Raw genomic sequence first — 18,351 nt, forward strand, 5'->3', positions numbered from 1 at the left:
TCTTCCGCTTTATTAATTCATCGATATAGACTGTTGTTCATTTGCCAAGTGTTGCGGCAAGTCTATTTCTAAGGGCAGCCGTACCAAAATAGTGGCGCCCCCGTACTCATTGTTACTTGCCGAAATAGTGCCTTGATGTAAGGCTACAAATTCCCGACAAATAGCTAATCCAAGCCCAGTGCCTCCCGCACCACTGTTGGTTTTACTGCTTTGCTCAAACTTAGCAAAAATCTTTTCAAGCTCTTGTTCAGGGATCCCTATTCCGCGGTCAATAACAGCGATTTCGGCCATCTGCTCATTCACCGCTAAACTAATATCAATTTCGCTATTCGGCTCACTAAACTTCAATGCATTACCGATCAAGTTACGCATAATTTGATTAATTTGTTCTTCGTCGCATTCAAGCACAATGCCTTGTTCAAAACCTATAGGCCGAATAGCAATACATTTTTCAAGGGCTGTGCCCGACACATCATCAATGCTGGTTTTTATAATATTGCTTAAGTTATGCTTTTGCGGATTGAACGGGAATTTCCCGACATCGAGCTTTGATAGATCGAGTAAGTTATTTAGCAGCGATAATAATCGCTCACCACTTTGCTCAATTCTAGATAGATACTTGTTTAACTTGTCTTTACTTAAATCGTCATTAGCAACCTTATCAAGCCCAAAGCGAGCAAAGCTTAAAATAGAATGCATAGGTGTTCTAAGTTCATGAGACATGTTCGCTAAAAACTCAGATTTACTATGATTTGCCGCTTCTGCCACATTTTTAGCATGCTCTAACTGAGCAGTACGGGCTTTGACCTCTTCTTCAAGCAAATCTTTAGCTTCAACGAGTAAATCTTCCTTCTCTTTAAGATGCGTAACGTTCTTAAAGATCACCGCTAGCGCAATTTCTCCGTGGTGGTCGATTTCGTTAAACGAGCCAACTAAAGGCACCTCACTGCCATTTTTCTTGAGTAGTCGTAAGTCACAACTAAATTGTCGGTTTTTACTTAAAGTCGCAATCTTATCTTTGATGCGCTCAGTTGAAGCAACATCAAAAAATTCAAAAACAGAGCAATTCTCAAACTCTTTCAGCGGTTTTTCAAACAGCTGCTCGCAGGCGTCGTTAGTTTCTATAACCTTACCACCACGTTCAAATAGAATGATGGCATCGGGTGTGTGTTTAAAAATAACTCGAAGTAGACTGTCTTTTTCGATGAGTGCATCAACTGTATTTTGCAAACGCTCTACTAACTCAGTGTTGTGTCGCCTTAATAGTTCTGTTTGCCAAAGTTTATGCACTGATTGCAGCAGGCTATTATCATCAACCGGCTTGATGAGCACATCTTCTACCCCTTGGCGAATAGCTGCCACCATCGAGACTTGATCAGGTTTAGAAGTATAAAGTAAACAGCGGCTATTAGGCTGACATGTTTTGAGCTTATTAAAGAGCTCAAGTCCAGTGCCATCAGTAAAAGTAAAATCACTTATGAGTAAATCAATGTTCTGCTCTTTAATAACATCCATAGCAGATGCAGTATTATCAGCTGTGAAGGTTTTAATATGTGCCCCTTTTAGGTTTAGGGCTATTTGCGCCAAACGTTCTGCGCAGTGATCAACGAGTAACACGGTAGGAAGTTGGAGAATATTATCGCTGTCGAGCTCAAGTACCCCTTCTAATAAAGAGCTAATTTCTTTATTCGCAAAGAAGGGGTAAATCACCACAGCATTAGGTAATAGGCGATTTACTTCACTAAAATGCTCTAGTAAATCACTACGCTGCGCTTTAGGCGCTAGCAGCAAGAAGTGCTCTTGTGCGAACACTCCCATTAGCGTTTTAATAACAGTGGTTGGTACACCATGAGAAGCTGCAACAAGATCAAAGTCTTGCTCTAAAACAGCATCATCAACCATTGCAAAATGTAATAGCTCAACTCGACAGCCAATCAGCTCTAGTAGCACCTTGACCCGCATTGCTAAAACACTATTGCTATCAACAATCAATATTCTTCGCACAGTAGACTAGACTCGCTTAATAATAAATACCTATTTTAGCGTAGTCTAAAATCGCAATGGGTCACAATTTGTACCGCATTTTTTTATTAGCTTTTTAGCTAATTAACTGTCTAAACGCTTTCCTAAAATGGTAAGGCTATAGGCTTTATCATCCATGATCGCAATCTCAGGAAGCTCTCCCCAGACCTTGTAATCAAAGCGATTAAACAGTTTTATACTTGGTAGGTTATGACTAAAGATAAAAGCTAATAACACCTTGATATTAAGTGTTTTTGCATGCTGTTCTGAAAATGTAAGCAATTGTTTACCTAGCCCTCTCCCTTGAGCTTGCTGGGTGATGTAAATGCTAATTTCAACGGTACCATCATAGGCAGGTCGGCCATAAAACGACTTATAACTCAGCCAAGCAAGCACTTTACCTTGTTGCTCAAAAACAAAAATAGGTCTTTTCTCTGTATGACTATCAAACCAAGCTTGTTTGTCTGCAACCGACACCTCTTCAGTATCTGCGGTTACCATACGCCCAGGGATGGTCTCGTTATAAATAGCGACTATGTCAGTTAAATCGTTTTGTATTGCTTTGCGAATCGTCATAAATAGCTGAAATTAAATGATCACTTTGCTGCATATTAGCGTATATTCATCACAAATAACTAGCGGGAAATAACTATGTATAAATATGCTTTGTTACTTGCAGCAGGTCTAATAACAACCAACCTTGCAGCACAAACTACTGAGGCTACGCCAACTGCTAAAGCAAGCAGCCAATGTGATGACTTTACCAATGTTACAATGAGAAAGTTACGCTCAAAAGAGTCAATTAACTTCTGCGAATTCAAAGACAAACCACTGCTCATTGTAAATACCGCTAGTAATTGTGGTTTTACCGGCCAGTTTGAAGGCTTAGAGGCTATTCATAAAGAATATAAAGACCAAGGCTTAGTGGTACTAGGGTTTCCATCAGATGACTTTTTCCAAGAAGAAGACGATGAAAAAGACACTGCAAAAGTATGTTTCATCAATTATGGCGTAACCTTTAATATGCTGGCTACCAGTGCCGTTCGCGGTAGCGATGCAAACCCGATATTCAAACACCTAAACGAAGCAACTAGCTCACCTAACTGGAACTTTTACAAATATTTAGTGTCTGCTGACCGTAAGACAGTGCAGCGCTTTAATAGTAAAACTAAGCCACAATCGCAAACTTTACGCGATGCAATTGAAGCTGAGCTAACAGCAAAATAAATTTAATTTTTCGTTCGGTAAATATTGAACTAAACTAGTAATTTAATACTAAAACACACATTAGGAGATGTTATGGCAGTAGCCAGTGCAAGACACATTCTCGTAGACAGTGAAGCTCACTGTTTAGATTTAAAACAGCAAATTGAGCAAGGAGCTGACTTTGCAGAGCTTGCTCGTGCTCATTCTAATTGCCCATCTGGCCAAGATGGTGGTGCATTAGGTGAGTTTGGCCCTGGCATGATGGTTCCAGAGTTCGACAAAGTCGTATTCTCTGCACCAATTAACCAAGTACAAGGCCCGGTACAAACTCAGTTTGGTTATCATCTTCTAGAAGTAACAAGCCGTACTGACTAATTGACAAATTGATTTCAAAAAGCCGCTTCACAGCGGCTTTTTACCATCATGCAATTACTAGGCTCTACTACCTCACCTTTTGTGCGCCGTATTCGGATTTGGGCGACACTTAATAACCTACCTATTGATTTTATTAATTTGGATATTTTCTCTGAGCAAGACAGACAAACCATGATAGCTCATAACCCTGCCAGAAAAATTCCTGTATTAATCGACCATGATTTTACCTTATGTGATTCCAACTCAATTATTCGCTATCTACTAGAGAAAGCTGATCAGCCGTTACTTAGCTGGTAGCAAGAGAACTACTTAACCATTATCAATGCCTGCAATGATTCACTGGTAGAAATTTTACTTTGTCAGCGTTCAGGGTTTGATACCAACAGCGACAAACTATTTTTTAATTTACAGAATGAACGAATTGTTGAAACATTAGCCTATTTAAATACTCATTTATCGGAGCCAGTATTTAAAAGCTGTGAATACCTCAACATCAGTTTATACTGCTTACTAGATTGGATCCGCTTCCGCGAATTAACTGATTTTAGCCAACTAGAAAACTTAGTTGATTTTTATCATAAATTCGCCGATAAAGCGGCGGTACAACAAACAGATCCACGAATATAAAGATAAGGGTTACGCAAATGAGCGATATCGAAATTGAATCAGAATTAGTTAGCTTTGTAGAAAAAGTTCGTTTGAACGAATCTATGTGGGCACTGGGTGCCGAAGATGGTGGTTTTGTTGTCTGTGAATCAAACCAATTTAGCGACACAGATGTGCTATTACTTTGGGGTACTGAAGACGCTGCAAAAGCACAATGTAAAGATGAGTGGCAAGACTATACCCCTGTTGAAATTGGCCTAGATGAATTTCTTGATGAGTGGGTTGAAGACCTTAACGAAGATGATGCGCTTGTTGGTTTAAACTGGAACGATGATCAAGTATGCGTTGAAATCGAACCGGTTGGTTTAGCTAAAGCTCTCTGCGATTAATCGCAATCCTTAAGCTTATAACGACACGGCCGTATTTATGGCAGTGTCGTTAAGCTGGAAACTTGATACTTATATTGATTTTAACAATAGAACCACTATTACTTGCAATCAATGCCTTGCCTAAATCGCTTTTAATTCCAACTGAAGCTCGCATCTTGAGGTGGTTTGGGTATATCAGTTATACTCTTCGACACATCTTTATTATCAAGGTATTAGGTTGAAGTCCCATCTTGGTCGTAGGCCCTTTTCGGCCATGGAATTACATACCCTGTATAATGGTTACATTTATGGTGATCAGCGTTTAGCACGTGAACAAGCTAAGCATTGGCACTTTTGGCTGCCTTTATTTGCCTATTACACCGGTGCCTACAGCGATGAAATTGGCCATTTAACCCTTGATAATATTGTCACCCTTGATGGAATTCGCTGCTTTGATTTTCATACACATGGCAAGATAAAACCCCGCTATGTGCCTATCCACAATGCATTACTCGATGCAGGACTTGACCAATACTTAGGCTATTTAAATGAGCAAAATCAGCAACGACTGATGTTTGATTTACCCGCTAAATCTGGTCGCTACAGCGAAAAAGTACGTATTTGGTTTTCGGGTGAAGGTGAACGCGCTGGTTATTTACAAAAGTGCGCTATTCCTACTGTTGATCAGCAAGGTATGAAAACCGCGATAAGCAGCTTACGGCTCAACTTTGAACAACAAGTGCGAATTCATGCACTGCAAGCCAACTGCAAAGACGCCTTTAACTACTTGCTTGGTTTTAAAGATTTCAACGAGCAACGCTTTGCTGATATGCAGTTATTAAATACCGTGCTGCAAAACATACGACAAATAAACCCGCAACTGCATTGGCAGCGTTTCATTGACCGCCATAATTAACTGACAAACTTTGTTACTAACTATTTATTACTGTTCAAATTAAAACCTGATAGCATGGTGATTCGCCCCTCATAGCAGGTGCCTTTCTAACAACAAAAAATCAGGGATACTTATGTTCTTAAAAAGCCTATTAACGGTGAGTGTTGCACTTGCTGTTAGCTCTGCCCATGCCAATGAATATGTTATCGAAAAGCTTGCCAAGCCTAGCTCACAACAAGTAGAACTTACGCTTGATCCTGCCAAAGACAATTTTTCTGGTCATACCGAAATTGCTTTAGAGGTTCTAAAAGCAACGAATTATATCGAATTAAACGGTATTGATTATGCAGTAAGCATGGCGAAAATTTTAGGTGCAGAAAACTGTGACCTAAGTGCTGAAATGCTAAAAACAGGCAAAGTTAAATTCGCTTGTGAAGAAAAAATTCAGCCAGGTAAATACACTTTAAAAGTTGATTTTACCGCACCTTATAACCGCCAAAGTGTTGGTTTATATAAAACTTTAGATCAAGGTACACCTTATCTTTTCACCCAATTTGAAATGAGCGATGCGCGTCGTGCATTCCCGGTTTTTGACGAGCCAAGTTATAAAATTCCATTTCAGCTAACTATCACAGCGCCAACATCACAAAAAGTGTATGCCAATACACCGGTTTTAAAAACCAAAGTTGATGGCGATATGACAACGCACTTTTTCGACAAAACGCCACCTATTCCTTCGTACTTAGTCGCTATGGCTGTGGGCCCGTTTGAAGAGCTTGAAATTAAAGGCATGCCAATCCCTGGCCGTGTACTGACTCCGCAAGGTAAAATTCACCTTGCTGATTACGCAAAAGAAAATATGCCGCGTGTGTTAAAAGCCCTAGAAGATTATTTTGGCATTCCTTACGTATACAAAAAGCTAGACTCAGTGGCAGTGCCTGAGTTTCCATTTGGCGCAATGGAAAACGCAGGCCTAGTGACTTATCGTGAAGACATTTTACTAGTAGACCTTGCAACAGCAACGCGTAGCAAAAAAGAGCGTAATGTATCAATCATTGCCCATGAGTTAGCGCACCAGTGGTACGGTAACCTAGTGACTATGAAGTGGTGGAATGATTTATGGTTAAACGAAGCATTCGCAAGCTGGATGGCAGCGAAAATCACTGCACAAATCAACCCAGAATTTGAGTCGCACTTAGACTTACCACAAAACCATGTGATGGCACTAGATGCGCGTCTAAGTACTAAACCTATTCGTAAGCCAATCAAAACTGAAGCTGATATCATGGATGGCCTTGGCCTTGCCTACAGTAAAGGGAGTGCGGTTTTATCTATGGTTGAAAACTGGATTGGCGAAGAGGCATTCCAGCAAGGTATTCGTGCTTACTTGAAGAAATTCTCGTATAAAAATGCAGAAGCTGCTGATCTATGGCAAGCACTAGGCGAAGCGTCTAATAAAGATGTGGCAAGTGTTCTTAAATCGTTTATCGAACAGTCATCTTTCCCACTTATTAAAGTAACGCAAGATGGTAAGAAAATTAATATCAGCCAAAGCCGCTTTGTAAATGCTGGCGTTGATGCACCAGCACAACTTTGGAATGTTCCGGTTGCAATTAAGTATGGTGCAGGCGACAAAGTTAAAACCGCAAGTGTACTGCTGAATAAAGAAACACAGCAACTGACTCTCGACTTTGAACCTGAGTGGATCTACCCAGATCAAGGTGCCATGGGTTATTACCGCTGGGTATTAGATGATGCTCAGTTTAATGCCCTGTTAGAGAACGCTGCTGACAAGCTAACGGTACGTGAGCGCTTAGCGCTACTTTCTGCGGTTGATTCATTACTTGATGCAGGTGTTATCTCTGCGGCTCACTTAATGCAAACTTTAGAAGCCTTTGTGAGTGATGCTCACCCATTAGTAGCAAACACAGCGTTAGGTTACCTTGCTTCTCAAAAACGCGTATTCGAAGACGACAGCAACCGTGACTTATGGCCTAAGTTTATCCGTAACAGCATTGCACCTGCTGCTAAACAATATGGTTTAACAGCAAAAGCAGGTGAAGATGCAGCTGTATCGCAATTGCGTGCGCAAGTTATTGCCCGTTTAGGTTTTGATGGTCAAGACCAAAAAGTCATTGATACTGCAAAAGCACAAGCGGCACTGTACTTAAACAACCCTGAAAATGTTGACCCATATTTAGCCTCAACTTACTTAAACCTTGCGGCTTACCATGGCGATGCGAAGTTACTTAAAAAGTACAAGCAAACCTTTAAAACCACCAAAGATCCACAAGTGCGTACTAAGATGCTGGCAGCGATGGGTTACTTTGGTAAACCTGAGTTACAAAAAGCGGTTCTAGAGTACAGCTTAACAGATAACGTAACAGCCTCTGATATGCGTACGTTATTAGGTGGTTTAGGCTATGGTAAAGAACGTGAAGCACTGTTTATTGAGTGGATTTACAACAATTACGATGCCATCACTAAGAACTTACCGCCGTTCTTTGTACCAAACTTACCGTTCTTCACGACGGCAAGCTGTGATGCGAAAAGCCTAGAGAAAACCAAAACCTTCTTCAACGATAAAATCACTGAAGTACCAGGTTATGCACGTTCTCTTAGTAAGCTTGAAGAAAGCATTAATGATTGTATTGCACTGAAAAACCGTGAGCTAAACTCGGTGAATAGCTTCCTTAAGCGCTAATTAAAGCAAATGCAAAAAGGGCCACAATGTGGCCCTTTTTTATTGCGCTAAAATAGCAGTTAACTTAGTTATAAATTGCTCAGCAGCGTCAGGTGAGGTGACTTTAAATGCAATACCATAATGAATGGGCTGTGCACTTTTATGAATGCGAGTTGGAAAACGGGTCATTTCACTTATTACATACAAATGCCAGTTTGCGCTGTTTGTAATTTAACCGTGAGATTGAACCATCACAAAAGCGTCTTAAATCAAGCCACTGTGATACCACTTCAGGCTCAGTCAAACTGCGCTTATGAACTCGGTTATTAACCGCATAAGCCACAGTGTCTTTGTCAATTAAAGCAAAGTCTTGCACCGACTCAGGTAATCTAAATAAATCACTAACTTCCTCAGTTTGCGGCGCAAAGCGTGCAACCCAATGTTGGTTGTTTTTGTTATAACTAAATAAATAACTGTTTGTGTGCTTATCAAAAATTAAAGTACGGCCAATATCACCGGCAATGACACGCGGTTTAGCAGCTGCAACACGAGTGTATTGCAATGTATGCGGCTCACCTAAGATAAACATGATCAGGTCTTCATCAGCGCCCCAAGCGTGGTAGCCAACCGGCTCAATCCATTCAAAAACTCGGCTAGCAACAGATTCTTCTGCTAATGGATACTGCCATAACTTTTGCTTGCCATCTGCTTCAACCACGATTGCCGACAAGGCTTGCTGATTTGGCATCAGCGTAGGCGAGTATTCACTGACAGGCGTGTTGGTGATATTCACGCTGCTCTTAGATGTAAAGTCATAAAACGCAATATCGGTTTGTGACTGGCCATTTTCGTCAACAACCTCATGGGTATAGTAAAGCCCTGTATCAACTAAAAATGGCTGATTATTATAAGCTTTATCATCTGTTACTCGCGACACCTGCATACCATATGGGGTGTCTAACTCGGCAAGTAATATTTCGCTTTTAGGCATCGCTGCATGTACGTGACTGGTAAAAAATGTCCCTGCTGCGACGAAAAGTAAAGACGAAATCAATTTCATGTTGTTCTCTCGTTTTAATTTTTATCAGCCCATGATAGCGTTAATTAATCCGCCAGTCACTTGACCTTACCATGCTCGACCTTTATAACTAGGACGTGTTCGTTTTTTATCAGTTTCTACTGATTGATTTTATGCACGATAATACCAATCGAGCTAAGTAACTGACCATTTAACACGCTAGAATGGTTAACAATTCAAGTCGACTGGTATCAACAATAACGAGAATAATTATGTCAGCTAAACACCCTATCATCGCTATTACCGGTTCATCTGGGGCGGGGACTACTACAACCACCAATGCGATTAAGCACATTTTTAGAAGCTTAAGCATTGATGCAGCCTTCATCGAAGGCGATAGCTTTCATCGTTATACACGTCCAGAAATGGATAAAAAAGTCCGTGAAGCACAACAAGAAGGCAAGCATATTAGCTACTTTGGCCGAGAAGCTAACGATTTTGGCGCCCTTGAGGAGCTTTTTTATCAATATGGCGAAACCGGGCAAGGTAAAATCAGACGCTACTTACATACTTTCGACGAAGCGGTCCCTTATAACCAATTACCGGGCACCTTTACCCCTTGGCAAGACTTAGAATCAAATACAGATATCTTATTCTATGAAGGTCTACATGGTGGTGCTGTCGATGAGAATCATGATGTTGCTAAGCATGTCGATTTATTGATTGGTATGGTGCCTATTATCAACCTTGAGTGGATCCAAAAGCTCATTCGTGACACCTCTGAACGAGGCCACTCTCGTGAAGCGGTAATGGGCTCTATTGTGCGCTCGATGGACGATTACATAAATCATATTACTCCGCAGTTTTCGCGTACTCATATTAACTTCCAGCGAGTGCCAACGGTTGATACCTCAAACCCATTCAGCGCGAAAGATATTCCTTCTTTAGACGAAAGCTTTGTTGTTATTCGCTTTCGTGGCATAGATGACGTCGATTTTCCGTACTATTTGAGCATGATTGAAGGCAGCTTTATGTCTCGTATCAATACCCTTGTGGTACCTGGAGGCAAAATGGGCTTAGCTATGGAGCTTGTGCTAACGCCGTTGATCAAAGATATTATTTTGAAAAAACGCGCCCTTGAAAATTTAGCCCCGGTTGACTTGCCGATTTAACTCACTCGGGTACACTGCTGACTCTGGTGAAAACAATGGAGTCGTCGGCTTGAAACAAACTTTACGTGTTATTGTTGGTTCAAAGAACCCCGTTAAAATTAACGCGGCTAAACATGTCTTTAGTCTTTATTTCCCAAATCATACCATTGAATGCAAAGGTGAAGATGCACCTTCTGGTGTGCCTGATCAGCCGCTAGGCGAAGATGAAACCCGTATCGGCGCTGAAAACCGTGTTAAGTATTGCCAAGATCACTTTGACGCCGACTTTTATGCAGCAATGGAAGGCGGCGCAGAACAATTTAGTTATGGCGCTGCAACCTTTGCCTTTGTAGTGATTGCAAACAAGCAGCAATTTAGCGTTGGTCGCAGTAGTAACCTACCGTTACCGCAACCTTTTTACGATGCCTTGCTAGCTGGTAAAGAACTAGGTGATGTCATGGATGAGGCGTTCAATACCGTTAATATCAAACAACAAGGTGGTGCTATTGGCTTATTAACCAATCACCTTGCCACGCGCGAAAGTACTTATATACAAGCGCTGACATTGGCCATGGCGCCATTTTCACACCCTACCCTATTCAACCAGTAATTAGGATAACCATGAAGTATAGCCACGTATTATTCGATGCAGATGAAACGCTATTTAGTTTTAATGCATTCGAAGGTTTAAAAGTGATGTTTGCACATTACGGCGTAGAATTTACTGAGTCAGATTATCATCATTACCAAGCAACCAATAAGCCGCTTTGGGTTGCTTATCAAAAGCATGAAATTACCGCCAGTGAGCTACAGATAACTCGCTTTACAGAATGGGCTAATAGACTCGATGTGCCAGCAAAAGAGCTTAACGATGGCTTCTTGGATGCTATGGCATCTATTTGTGTGCCATTACCTGGTGCAGTTGACTTGCTTACAAAGTTAAAACCACACGCCAAGCTAGGCATTATTACCAATGGGTTTGCTAAGTTACAACAAAAACGCCTAGAGCACACCGGTTTACAGGATATGTTCGATTGGCTAGTTATTTCAGAGTTAGTCGGTAAAGCAAAGCCTGCCCCAGAGATTTTTCAACATACATTTCAATTGATGGGGAATCCGCCAAAAGAGCAGATTTTAATGGTAGGTGATACCGCTGCCAGCGATATTTTAGGTGGTCACAATGTGGGTATCGACACGTGTTGGTTACAACACCCGGGAGTTGAGCTACCAGAGGATATTAAACCAACTTATCAAATCAATCAGTTGGTCGAGCTTGAAGCTATTTTAGGCTTATAATTCTTGATAATAGTTTGGCAAAAAAAATGACGCTTAAAGCGTCATTTTTTATAACTGTAATATGCTTGCGATTAAGCTGTCGCTACTTCTAGGCCTGGTGCTGGCATAGTCACTGGGGTATCGAATGTTGCCCATTCCCATGCTGACTCAGTCGCCATAATTTTACGAAGTAGTTTATTGTTTAAATCATGGCCTGATTTATAAGCCGTGATTTTACCTAGAATGTTGTGGCCTGTCATAAACATATCGCCCACACAGTCTAAGATCTTGTGTTTAACAAACTCATCGCTGTAACGTAAGCCGTTTGGATTTAGTACTTTAAACTCATCCAATACAACTGCGTTATCCATGCTACCACCTAATGCTAGGTTGTTAGCGTGCATATACTCGATATCTTTCATAAAGCCGAAAGTACGTGCGCGGCTGATTTCTTCAGTGAAGCTTTGTGCCGTGATATCTAAACCGATACGTTGGCGGCTTTCATTGATTGCTGGGTGATCAAACGCAATTTCAAAATCGATGTGGAAACCATCGTATGGTTCGATCTCAGCCCATTTATCGCCTTCTTCAATACGTACTTTTTCTTTAATACGAATAAAGCGCTTAGCTGCATTTACTTCTTTAATGCCGCCTTTTTGTAACAAATAGATGAATGGTAATGCACTACCATCCATAATTGGTACTTCTGAGCTGTCTAATTCAACAATTAGATTATCAATACCCATTGCCGCTACCGCCGCAATAAGGTGCTCAGTCGTTGATAAGCGAACGCCATCTTTGTTTGTTAAACAGGTACACAGTTGCGTATCACCAACGGCTTCTGGTGTTGTTTCAAAATCAACAACCGGATCAAGGTCTACGCGACGAAATACTATCCCAGTATTTGCGCTCGCAGGTCGGAGAGTAATAGTGACCTTCTCACCTTTATGAAGTCCAATTCCTATGGCTTTGACTACTTCTGCAATCGTACGCTGTTTAATCATAGGTTCGCTCACTTATAGTTACAGTTAGACGGCGAATTGTATCATAAATACATCCAGCTGCCAATTTGTTTGTTTATCGAACAAAATAACCAGTAAAAGTCTATTTAGTCAGCTTGCTTTCTAAGAAAAGCAGGGATATCGAAATAATCTCCCCCTTCTGACTTATCAGATTTTTTGCTGCTCTCAGTGCTGCTAGATACTGAGCTGCTCGTTGTACTTTGTTGTACTGGCTCTTGCTTTTCAGACGCAGATGACATGCTTACATCATCGCTGCTACCTTGACTCGCAAAGCTTGGTACATACATGCTGCTAGTTGTTTGGTTCATTGAGCTTTGTACATCAGAACCTGATGCTTTCTTAAAGCCATTATCAACAATACCAAACTGTGGACGACGATCGCCGCCTAAACCTGTTGCAACAACCGTTACACGTAACTCGTCGCTCATTTCAGGGTCAATTACCGCACCCACAACCACTGTTGCGTTTTCTGACGCAAGTGCTTTAACGTGGTTACCAACAATTTCAAATTCTTCAATCGCAATATCCATACCTGCAGTGATATTAACTAGGATACCTTTAGCACCTGTTAAATCGACATCTTCAAGTAGTGGGCTTGAGATAGCCGCTTCTGCTGCTTCTTGCGCACGGTCAGGACCAGACGCAGATGCTGTGCCCATCATCGCAGTACCCATCGCTGACATAACAGTACGTACGTCGGCGAAATCCACGTTGATTAGACCTGAACGTGTGATTAGCTCTGCAATACCTTGTACCGCACCAAATAACACGTCATTCGCTTTTGCGAAGGCATCTAATAGTGTAGTGCCTTTGCCTAAAACTTTAAGCAATTTATTGTTCGGAATTGTAATAAGTGAGTCTACAGTTTCTGACAATTCATTAATGCCTTGTTCAGCAGCTGCAGCACGCTTTTTACCTTCAAAGTCAAACGGGCGCGTTACAACAGCAACCGTTAAAATGCCTAACTCTTTAGCAATTTTAGCAACCACTGGCGCAGCACCTGTACCAGTACCACCGCCCATACCAGCTGCGATGAACACCATGTCAGCGCCTTCAAGGCTGGCACGGATAGTCTCAGCATCTTCTTCAGCAGAGTTACGACCCACTTCAGGGTTAGCACCTGCACCTAGACCAGAGGTGATTTGTGTACCTAGCTGTACAGTTACATCTGCTGATGAATTACGTAATGCTTGTGCATCCGTATTCGCAGCAATGAAACGTACGCCTTCAATTTGTTGTTTTACCATGTGCTCAACAGCGTTACCGCCGCCACCGCCCACGCCAATTACTTTAATGACAGCTTCTTCGCTGTGCTGTTCCATCATATCAAACATGTTTACTCTCCGACTTGAGTCTTAAAACTCACCTTGGAACCACTTAGTAATACGGTTCCACCAATTATTATCACCTTCAGCTTTCGACTTTTGTGCATTCATCGATTGCATTGTACGGCCGTATTGTAACAAACCAACCGCGGTCGCGTACGAAGGATCATCTACATAATCTGTCAAACCAACAATCCCGATTGGTTTGCCAATTCTGACTGGCATTTGGAAAATGTCTTCTGCCACTTCCATTGCACCCGTCATTTTTGCTGTTCCGCCAGTAATGACGAGACCTGCAGCAATTTGGTCTTCAAAACCTGAGCGGCGTATTTCTTCCATCGCCAACTCGAATAATTCTCTAAAACGTGGCTCAACAACCTCAGCTAAAGTATGGCGCGACATAATACGCGCAGGTCGGCCACCAACACTCGGTACTTCAATTGTGTCTTCGTTGCTTGCCATTTGGCTACTCGCACACGCATATTGTACTTTGAGTGACTCAGCATGTGATATAGGTGTTCTAAATATTTTTGCAATATCACCAGTCACTTGGTTACCCGCCACTGGAATAACCGCTGAATGACGAAGCGCACCATTAATATAAATGGTGATATCCATGGTGCCCCCACCGATATCTAACACGGCTACACCGAGCTCTTTTTCGTCATCTGTGAGTACTGAATAACATGATGCCAGTGCAGTAAAGATCAACTGATCCACTTCAAGGCCACAACGCTCAACACATTTCTCGATATTCTTTGCCATATCGTTTGAGCAAGTAATGATGTGCGCGCGAGCTTCCATACGCACACCGCTCATGCCAAGTGGGTTTTTAATCCCTTCTTGCATATCGATGCTGTATTCTTGTGGCAATGCATGGAGCATTTTTCGTTCTGCCGAAATAGGCACTGAACGAGCAATGTGAATGACATTTTCAATATCTTCGTCAGTCACTTCCGTGTTGTTAATTGCCACTACACCGCTTTCATTTTGGCACTGGATATGTTTTCCAGAAATACCTAAATAAACAGAGCTAATACGACAATCAGCCATCAACTCAGCTTCATCTATAGCTCGACGAATAGATTCAGAAACAAGGTTAAGGTCGTTAACGCCGCCTTTATCCATACCATGCGATACTTGGCTGCCAACACCCACAATGCTTAGTTTGTTATCTGCGGTGATTTCACCAACGGTGGCCACAACTTTCGATGTGCCAACGTCTAATCCAATCACTAGGTTTCTTTCTGCTGACTTGGTCATGCCTTACTCTTATTTTCTAATTGTTCTTCTTGCACTGGCTTCCAGCTCACTGCAAGACCGGTATCATACCGTAAATCAACAACATCGATTTGTGCATCTGCACGTTGTTCCATGCGCGGATACACGTCAATAAAACGCTGTACACGCTTTGCTTTTTCTTTGCGGCCTAAGTTCAGGCGAATGCCGTTATCAAGCCATAACTGCCACGAAAAGCGCTCAGAAAGCGCTAAACTGGTCAGCTCTAAGTTATTCACTCTGAGCATTTCTTGAAATTGACTAAAAGCAGTCCACGCCTCGATTTCACTGCCTTCTGGGCCATATAGCTGTGGCAAGCTTGTAGGTAATTTATCACTACTTGCTTGGAACACTTCGCCAGCTTGGTTTAACAGTAAGTCACTGTTCCAATGCGCTACAGCTTGATGCTCAACAACGTATACTTGCAAGGTATCTGGCCATTGCTTTCTGACCGATGCCGTTGCCACCCACGGCAAGCCTTGTACTAAGCGTTGCACATGTTTTACGTCTAATTCAAAAAAACTCGATAAGTCGGCTTTTTTTATTGCACCAATAATTGCTTTTTCATCAGTATATTGGGGTTGCCCAAGTACTGATAAGTGCTTTATTTGTGCGTCTTTGTTCTCTACCAACCAATCTGAGACGCCTGTAGTGATTTTTACTAATGCAAAAATCACTACTAGAAAAAAGCTCACACCAAAAATCAACGACCAATTTAGCTGCTGTTTTAATTGTTGTGCTTTTTCTAAAAAAGGATGCATATTAAAGGGTTTGCTCCAAAATGCGAACAACTAATTGCTCAAAGCTTGCACCATTAGCTTTTGCTGCCATTGGTACTAAAGACTTTTCTGTCATGCCTGGTACCGTATTTACTTCTAATAAGTAAAAGTTACCTTGTTGATCACGCATTGCATCAACACGACCCCAACCACTTGCACCGACTAAATCAAACGCTTTTAATGCCATATCTTGCAACAATTCAGTTTCTTGCACAGATATATCTGCAGGGCAATGATACTGAGTTGTATTCGATTGATACTTAGCTTGGTAGTCATAAAAACCATTTGGCGTCGTCATCTCAATGACAGGCTGAACATCTTGCCCTAGTACAGCAACAGTAAATTCACGGCCAGTGATCCATTGCTCAACAAGCACTTGGCTATCAAACTTAAATGCAGCATTAAGCGCAGCATCAAGTTGCTCTGCGCTGTTTGCTTCTGCCATTCCAATGCTTGAACCTTCATGTGACGGTTTTACCATCACTTTACCAAATTCATTAATAATCGCTTGGCTATCAAACTCATGGCGGCTATCAACCACTGTGTAAGGTGCTGTGCTCAGCCCCATTGCTTTAAATAAATGCTTACAACGTACTTTATCCATCGCAAGCGCAGAACCTAAAACATCACTGCCTGTATATGGAATACCCATAAACTCAAGTGCACCTTGAATAGTGCCATCTTCACCACCACGACCATGAAGGGCAATGAATACACGTTCAATGTTTAATTCTTTTAATTGCCATAACGGCTGATCTTTCGGATCAAAAGCAATGGCATCAACGCCAGCACTTTGCAAAGCATTCAATACAGCTTGGCCTGATTTAAGAGATACTTCTCTTTCGGCAGATGTGCCGCCGAAAAGTACCGCTACTTTGCCAAATTTATCACTTAACTGGCTCATACGTTTACCTGCTTTAGTTGTTCAATAGACAACTCGGTTGCTGCTAACTTTTTCACTAACTGGCCTATGTTACCAGCGCCTTGTGTTAAAACTAAATCATTATCTTGCAGTGTATTTGCTAGGACACCGGCAAGCTCAGAGTTACTAGCAACATGTAATGGCTCTTTACCACGCTGGCGTAAACTACGACATAAACTCTTGCTGTCGGCCCCCACGATTGGCTCTTCGCCCGCTGAATACACATCTAGCAGTAATAACTGATCAACATCAGCCAGTACTTTGACAAAGTCTTCGTATAAATCACGGGTTCGACTATAACGATGCGGCTGATAAATCATCACTAAACGTTTATCTGGCCACCCTTCACGAACCGCCGCAATCGTCGCCGCAACTTCTGATGGGTGATGGCCATAATCATCAACTAACATGACATTGCCGCGCTCATTTTCAAAGCTTCCGTAATGCTGAAAACGACGACCCACCCCTTCAAATTTTGTTAGCGCTTCTAAAATTGCATGGTTAGCGATGTTTTGATCTTTAGCGACCGCAATCGCTGCAGTCGCGTTAAGCGCATTGTGCTTACCCGGCATATTAAGCGTAACAGCTAGGCTTTCACCTTGCTTATTTACAACATTAAATGAACAAGTATTCGCTGTTTGGCTAAAATCAACCATGCGATAATCAGCTTCTGCCGACTCACCATAGGTAATAACAGGACGCCCAAAACGAGGGATCAGCTCTGCCGCAACCTCAGAGTCAATACACACCACAGCTAAACCATAAAACGGTAAGTTATGAATGAAATCAACATAGGTGTCTTTCATTTTTTCTAAGCTACCGCCGTACGTATCCATGTGATCTTCTTCAATATTTGTGATCACAGATACCATAGGCTGTAAATGTAAGAATGACGCATCGCTCTCATCAGCTTCTGCAATTAAAAAGTCACTTTTACCAACCTTGGCATTACTCCCAGCGCTGTTTAGCAAGCCTCCAATAATAAAGGTTGGATCAAGGCCTGCTTGTGCATAAATGCTCGCGATTAAACTCGTGGTTGTTGTTTTACCATGAGTGCCTGCCACTGCAATACCGTGGCGAAAACGCATTAATTCAGCCAACATTTCTGCGCGGCGAACAATTGGAATACGCGCCGCTTTTGCTGCTTTAATCTCAGGGTTTTGCTCGTTAATCGCACTTGATACCACCACCACGCTGGCATCTTTTACATTGTTCTCATCATGACCAATAAATACTTCTGCACCCACTTTAATTAAGCGCTCAGTCATCGCACTGTGCGCAATGTCTGAACCTGTGATGCGGTAGCCTTCAAAAGCAAGTACTTCGGCAATACCACCCATGCCTGCGCCACCAATACCCACAAAGTGGATAGTGTCGATACGACGCATTGCAGGACGAGTGCTGTTTTCTTTTATCGTGCTTTCTT

At 41.9% G+C, this 18,351-nt stretch carries 18 protein-coding genes and 1 pseudogene; 9 read left to right on the top strand and 10 right to left on the bottom strand.

All coding sequences use genetic code 11. The features are described from left to right. Positions 1 to 12: 12 nt before the first annotated feature. Positions 13 to 1,962 (bottom strand): ATP-binding protein, encoded by a 1,950-nt coding sequence (locus HUS61_RS11480; protein WP_175082531.1) that lies wholly within the window; start codon positions 1,960 to 1,962, stop codon positions 13 to 15. A 144-nt stretch (positions 1,963 to 2,106) separates the two neighbouring features. Further along, a complete protein-coding gene (locus tag HUS61_RS11485; protein WP_175082493.1) occupies positions 2,107 to 2,598 on the bottom strand; it encodes a GNAT family N-acetyltransferase in 492 nt (163 codons plus the stop codon). Between the two features lie 75 nt (positions 2,599 to 2,673). Between HUS61_RS11485 and HUS61_RS11490 the strand changes: the two genes are divergently transcribed. From HUS61_RS11490 to HUS61_RS11515, 6 genes and pseudogenes are all read left to right on the top strand, one after another. After that, entirely contained in the window at positions 2,674 to 3,249 is a 576-nt protein-coding gene (locus tag HUS61_RS11490) for a glutathione peroxidase (protein WP_054561036.1), read from the top strand. Positions 3,250 to 3,321: 72 nt separating this feature from the next. After that, positions 3,322 to 3,603, top strand: a complete 282-nt coding sequence (locus tag HUS61_RS11495) for a peptidylprolyl isomerase (protein WP_054552716.1) — start codon at positions 3,322 to 3,324, stop codon at positions 3,601 to 3,603. A gap of 48 nt (positions 3,604 to 3,651) precedes the next feature. Next, positions 3,652 to 4,230: pseudogene (locus HUS61_RS11500) on the top strand (glutathione S-transferase family protein). A 17-nt stretch (positions 4,231 to 4,247) separates the two neighbouring features. Beyond that, positions 4,248 to 4,598, top strand: coding sequence for a DUF2750 domain-containing protein (locus HUS61_RS11505; protein ID WP_054552718.1), 351 nt, complete (start codon positions 4,248 to 4,250; stop codon positions 4,596 to 4,598). Between the two features lie 217 nt (positions 4,599 to 4,815). Then, positions 4,816 to 5,493: a hypothetical protein gene (locus HUS61_RS11510; protein ID WP_062566485.1), complete on the top strand. Its 678-nt coding sequence runs from the start codon at positions 4,816 to 4,818 to the stop codon at positions 5,491 to 5,493. Positions 5,494 to 5,605: 112 nt separating this feature from the next. Further along, the gene (locus tag HUS61_RS11515) at positions 5,606 to 8,176 is read left to right on the top strand and encodes a M1 family metallopeptidase (protein ID WP_175082494.1); all 2,571 of its coding nucleotides are present in this window, start codon (positions 5,606 to 5,608) and stop codon (positions 8,174 to 8,176) included. Positions 8,177 to 8,215: 39 nt separating this feature from the next. On the opposite strand, the gene HUS61_RS21635 is transcribed toward HUS61_RS11515, so the two are convergent. Beyond that, on the bottom strand, positions 8,216 to 8,344 hold the full coding sequence (locus HUS61_RS21635; protein ID WP_258535991.1) for a hypothetical protein: 129 nt from the start codon (positions 8,342 to 8,344) through the stop codon (positions 8,216 to 8,218). 1 nt (position 8,345) lies between these two features. Beyond that, positions 8,346 to 9,215: a hypothetical protein gene (locus tag HUS61_RS11520; protein WP_175082495.1), complete on the bottom strand. Its 870-nt coding sequence runs from the start codon at positions 9,213 to 9,215 to the stop codon at positions 8,346 to 8,348. Positions 9,216 to 9,445: 230 nt separating this feature from the next. Between HUS61_RS11520 and HUS61_RS11525 the strand changes: the two genes are divergently transcribed. The 3 genes from HUS61_RS11525 to yjjG are packed head-to-tail and all read left to right on the top strand — an operon-like array spanning position 9,446 to position 11,620. Continuing rightward, positions 9,446 to 10,345: a phosphoribulokinase gene (locus HUS61_RS11525; protein ID WP_054561042.1), complete on the top strand. Its 900-nt coding sequence runs from the start codon at positions 9,446 to 9,448 to the stop codon at positions 10,343 to 10,345. Between the two features lie 49 nt (positions 10,346 to 10,394). Then, positions 10,395 to 10,934, top strand: a complete 540-nt coding sequence (gene yjjX / locus HUS61_RS11530; RefSeq protein WP_175082496.1) for an inosine/xanthosine triphosphatase — start codon at positions 10,395 to 10,397, stop codon at positions 10,932 to 10,934. Positions 10,935 to 10,945: 11 nt separating this feature from the next. Next, entirely contained in the window at positions 10,946 to 11,620 is a 675-nt protein-coding gene (gene yjjG, locus HUS61_RS11535) for a pyrimidine 5'-nucleotidase (RefSeq protein ID WP_054561044.1), read from the top strand. A 71-nt stretch (positions 11,621 to 11,691) separates the two neighbouring features. Here yjjG and lpxC read toward each other — a convergent pair whose 3' ends face one another. From lpxC to murC, 6 genes are all read right to left on the bottom strand, one after another. Continuing rightward, a complete protein-coding gene (gene lpxC / locus HUS61_RS11540) occupies positions 11,692 to 12,603 on the bottom strand; it encodes a UDP-3-O-acyl-N-acetylglucosamine deacetylase (RefSeq protein WP_036971181.1) in 912 nt (303 codons plus the stop codon). 104 nt (positions 12,604 to 12,707) lie between these two features. After that, positions 12,708 to 13,955: a cell division protein FtsZ gene (ftsZ, locus tag HUS61_RS11545; protein WP_054561045.1), complete on the bottom strand. Its 1,248-nt coding sequence runs from the start codon at positions 13,953 to 13,955 to the stop codon at positions 12,708 to 12,710. Positions 13,956 to 13,976: 21 nt separating this feature from the next. Continuing rightward, complete coding sequence (gene ftsA, locus HUS61_RS11550) at positions 13,977 to 15,209, bottom strand: cell division protein FtsA (RefSeq protein ID WP_054552726.1); 1,233 nt, start codon at positions 15,207 to 15,209, stop codon at positions 13,977 to 13,979. Beyond that, positions 15,206 to 15,985, bottom strand: coding sequence for a cell division protein FtsQ/DivIB (locus tag HUS61_RS11555; protein ID WP_175082497.1), 780 nt, complete (start codon positions 15,983 to 15,985; stop codon positions 15,206 to 15,208). The genes ftsA and HUS61_RS11555 overlap by 4 nt, the downstream gene beginning before the upstream one ends. A gap of 1 nt (position 15,986) precedes the next feature. Continuing rightward, positions 15,987 to 16,907, bottom strand: a complete 921-nt coding sequence (locus HUS61_RS11560; protein WP_058585895.1) for a D-alanine--D-alanine ligase — start codon at positions 16,905 to 16,907, stop codon at positions 15,987 to 15,989. Next, positions 16,904 to 18,313, bottom strand: a complete 1,410-nt coding sequence (murC, locus tag HUS61_RS11565; protein ID WP_181447754.1) for a UDP-N-acetylmuramate--L-alanine ligase — start codon at positions 18,311 to 18,313, stop codon at positions 16,904 to 16,906. Before murC ends, HUS61_RS11560 begins: the two co-directional genes overlap by 4 nt. Positions 18,314 to 18,351: the final 38 nt, after the last annotated feature.

Source organism: Pseudoalteromonas sp. 0802 (assembly GCF_013350085.1).
Taxonomy (GTDB): Bacteria; Pseudomonadota; Gammaproteobacteria; order Enterobacterales; family Alteromonadaceae; genus Pseudoalteromonas.

Excerpts from the sequence above, each read along its gene's own strand:
- ftsZ (WP_054561045.1), bottom strand. The coding sequence starts at position 13,955 with ATGTTTGATATGATGGAACAGCACAGCGAAGAAGCTGTCATTAAAGTA.
- HUS61_RS11525 (WP_054561042.1), top strand. The coding sequence starts at position 9,446 with ATGTCAGCTAAACACCCTATCATCGCTATTACCGGTTCATCTGGGGCG.
- lpxC (WP_036971181.1), bottom strand. The coding sequence starts at position 12,603 with ATGATTAAACAGCGTACGATTGCAGAAGTAGTCAAAGCCATAGGAATT.
- HUS61_RS11495 (WP_054552716.1), top strand. The coding sequence starts at position 3,322 with ATGGCAGTAGCCAGTGCAAGACACATTCTCGTAGACAGTGAAGCTCAC.
- HUS61_RS11520 (WP_175082495.1), bottom strand. The coding sequence starts at position 9,215 with ATGAAATTGATTTCGTCTTTACTTTTCGTCGCAGCAGGGACATTTTTT.
- HUS61_RS11555 (WP_175082497.1), bottom strand. The coding sequence starts at position 15,985 with ATGCATCCTTTTTTAGAAAAAGCACAACAATTAAAACAGCAGCTAAAT.
- HUS61_RS11515 (WP_175082494.1), top strand. The coding sequence starts at position 5,606 with ATGTTCTTAAAAAGCCTATTAACGGTGAGTGTTGCACTTGCTGTTAGC.
- HUS61_RS11485 (WP_175082493.1), bottom strand. The coding sequence starts at position 2,598 with ATGACGATTCGCAAAGCAATACAAAACGATTTAACTGACATAGTCGCT.
- ftsA (WP_054552726.1), bottom strand. The coding sequence starts at position 15,209 with ATGACCAAGTCAGCAGAAAGAAACCTAGTGATTGGATTAGACGTTGGC.
- yjjG (WP_054561044.1), top strand. The coding sequence starts at position 10,946 with ATGAAGTATAGCCACGTATTATTCGATGCAGATGAAACGCTATTTAGT.
- HUS61_RS11490 (WP_054561036.1), top strand. The coding sequence starts at position 2,674 with ATGTATAAATATGCTTTGTTACTTGCAGCAGGTCTAATAACAACCAAC.
- HUS61_RS11480 (WP_175082531.1), bottom strand. The coding sequence starts at position 1,962 with ATGCGGGTCAAGGTGCTACTAGAGCTGATTGGCTGTCGAGTTGAGCTA.
- murC (WP_181447754.1), bottom strand. The coding sequence starts at position 18,313 with ATGCGTCGTATCGACACTATCCACTTTGTGGGTATTGGTGGCGCAGGC.
- HUS61_RS11560 (WP_058585895.1), bottom strand. The coding sequence starts at position 16,907 with ATGAGCCAGTTAAGTGATAAATTTGGCAAAGTAGCGGTACTTTTCGGC.
- HUS61_RS11505 (WP_054552718.1), top strand. The coding sequence starts at position 4,248 with ATGAGCGATATCGAAATTGAATCAGAATTAGTTAGCTTTGTAGAAAAA.
- HUS61_RS21635 (WP_258535991.1), bottom strand. The coding sequence starts at position 8,344 with ATGACCCGTTTTCCAACTCGCATTCATAAAAGTGCACAGCCCATTCAT.